The following is a 1,892-nucleotide window of genomic DNA, read 5'->3' as shown; positions in this document are numbered from 1 at the left end:
ACTAGTGCTGCGCCGCATTGATCTTGCGGGGGTCTGTGCCACGCCGTCAGCAAGCGACGGGGGCTGACGGCGGGCAGTGATGTCTCAGTTCTTGACGAGCACGATCGCATGAGCGGAGAGCGCGGAGTTGACCTCGGCTGCATCGAAGGCTGCGGGGTCGAACTGGTCGGCAGAGTCGAGGCCGAGCCATTCCAGGCGGTCTTCGTGTTCTTCGTGGTGGGGGTCGGCAAGGATCTCGATGAGGTAGTCGTATCCCCAGATGCCGCCGCAGTCCTCAGGCGGGCAAGCTCGGCGGCCGGTGAGGCATCGGGGGTAGGCGGTGTCCGACTCGGGCTCGGTGACGTCCTCGATGAGGATGTCGTGTTCCCAGTCGTCGCCGAAGTCGTAGGTGTAGCGGAGCCGGTCGCCGGTGTGGGCGGCCACCTGGCCGAGCTGCTTGGAGGCGGCGCTGCGGATGCCCAGGTCGCGGTCGGCGACGCCGTATCGGTCTCGTCCGCTTTCGAAGGCCCACATGTGGTAGTCCTCCCAGCCGAAGGCGGCCTGGATGACGTCGTGCAGCTCGCGCAAGGTGATGCCTGACGGCACCTCCAAGCGGCGCCAGATCGGCGGTCGGGAGTCCCGCAAGGTGATCTTGATCTTGTGGACGGTCTTGCTCGGTGCCGTCCGCGAGTTCGGCTTCGCACCCCTGCTGTTCGCCATGGCGGCCATCCTGCCACCCATGCTCGCCATCTTCCGGCGGGACGTGTGCCACTGCCCACGACAATGATCAACACGATTCATGGAGTCCGCGGGGGTGGGGCGCATGCCGGTGGCGAGTCCGTTCCAGGTGGCCTGGGACGGTGAACAGCGCACATTACTTGAGGAGTTGACGCGTTCGCGGACCGCGCCGTTGCGCCGGGTGCAGCGGGCCCGGGCCGCACTGGCCTGTGCGGAGGGTCACGCAAACGCGGCCATCGCCCGCGCTCTCGGCGTCCATCTGGACACCGTGCGACGCTGGCGCAAGCGGTTCGCCACCGAAGGCCTGGCCGCGCTGGAGGACCGGCCCCGGCCGGGCCGCTCCCGCCGCTACGGCCCCGACGTGCGCCTGGCCATCGTCGCCACCGTCACCTCCGCCCGGCCCGCCACCGACAGCCACTGGACTCACCGCGCCATCGCCCATCAGCTGGCCTCCACCGGGATCTCAGCGTCCCAGGTCGGGCGGATCCTGGCCGACCTCGATCTCAAGCCGCACCTGGTGCGTGGCTGGCTCACCCGACCGGAGGATCCGGACTTCTACGCCAGGGCCGCCGAGGTCTGCGCGCTCTACCTGCGCCGCCCGCCCCACTCGGTGGTGCTCAGCGTGGATGAGAAAACCGCGATGCAGGCTCGCTCCCGCCGGCATCCGACCCGGCCGGCCCGCCCTGGTCGGATCGAGCGGCGCGAGTTCGAGTACCGCAGGCACGGCACCGCCTCCATCGTGGCGGCCCTGGACGTGCACACCGGCCAGGTCCTCGTCGAGGACATCACCCGCAACGACTCGGCTGCCTTCATCCGCTTCCTGCGACTGCTGGATCAGAGCATCGACCCGGCCCTGACCATCCACCTGGTCCTCGACAACGGGTCGTCCCATGTTTCGAAGGCGACCCGAGCCTGGCTGGCAGCGCACCAGAGATTCATCGTTCACCACACGCCCAAACACGCCTCGTGGCTCAACCAGGTCGAGATATTCTTTTCGATCCTGGCCCGCCGCCTCCTGCGACGCGGTGAGTTCATCTCGCGGCAGGACCTCATCGACCAGATCCGCGACTTCACCCTCGCCTACGACGACGAGGCCCACCCGTTCCGCTGGACCTACGACGGCACCCCACTCAAAGCCGCATGACCCTCGCAAGATCAATGCATTGCTGCACTAG

General features: G+C 68.0%; 2 protein-coding genes. One reads left to right on the top strand and one right to left on the bottom strand.

Annotation, left to right across the window (positions count from 1 at the left end; genetic code table 11):
• Window positions 1-84 precede the first annotated feature (84 nt).
• Window positions 85-699 (bottom strand): plasmid pRiA4b ORF-3 family protein, encoded by a 615-nt coding sequence (locus ACTWQJ_RS50980; RefSeq protein WP_443313132.1) that lies wholly within the window; start codon window positions 697-699, stop codon window positions 85-87.
• Between the two features lie 103 nt (window positions 700-802).
• On the opposite strand from ACTWQJ_RS50980, the gene ACTWQJ_RS50975 reads away from it, so the two are divergent.
• Window positions 803-1,861 carry an IS630 family transposase gene (locus tag ACTWQJ_RS50975; RefSeq protein WP_443313131.1) on the top strand — a complete coding sequence of 353 codons (1,059 nt, stop codon included), beginning with the start codon at window positions 803-805 and terminating at the stop codon, window positions 1,859-1,861.
• Window positions 1,862-1,892 lie beyond the last annotated feature (31 nt).

The sequence above is a fragment of the Streptomyces sp. KR55 genome, assembly GCF_052245645.1.
GTDB lineage: Bacteria > Actinomycetota > Actinomycetes > Streptomycetales > Streptomycetaceae > Streptomyces > Streptomyces flavusporus.
This window is presented reverse-complemented; position numbering and strand designations above follow the sequence as displayed.

Coding starts and splice junctions, on each gene's coding strand:
- ACTWQJ_RS50980 (WP_443313132.1), bottom strand. CDS start 699: ATGGCGAACAGCAGGGGTGCGAAGCCGAACTCGCGGACGGCACCGAGC.
- ACTWQJ_RS50975 (WP_443313131.1), top strand. CDS start 803: ATGCCGGTGGCGAGTCCGTTCCAGGTGGCCTGGGACGGTGAACAGCGC.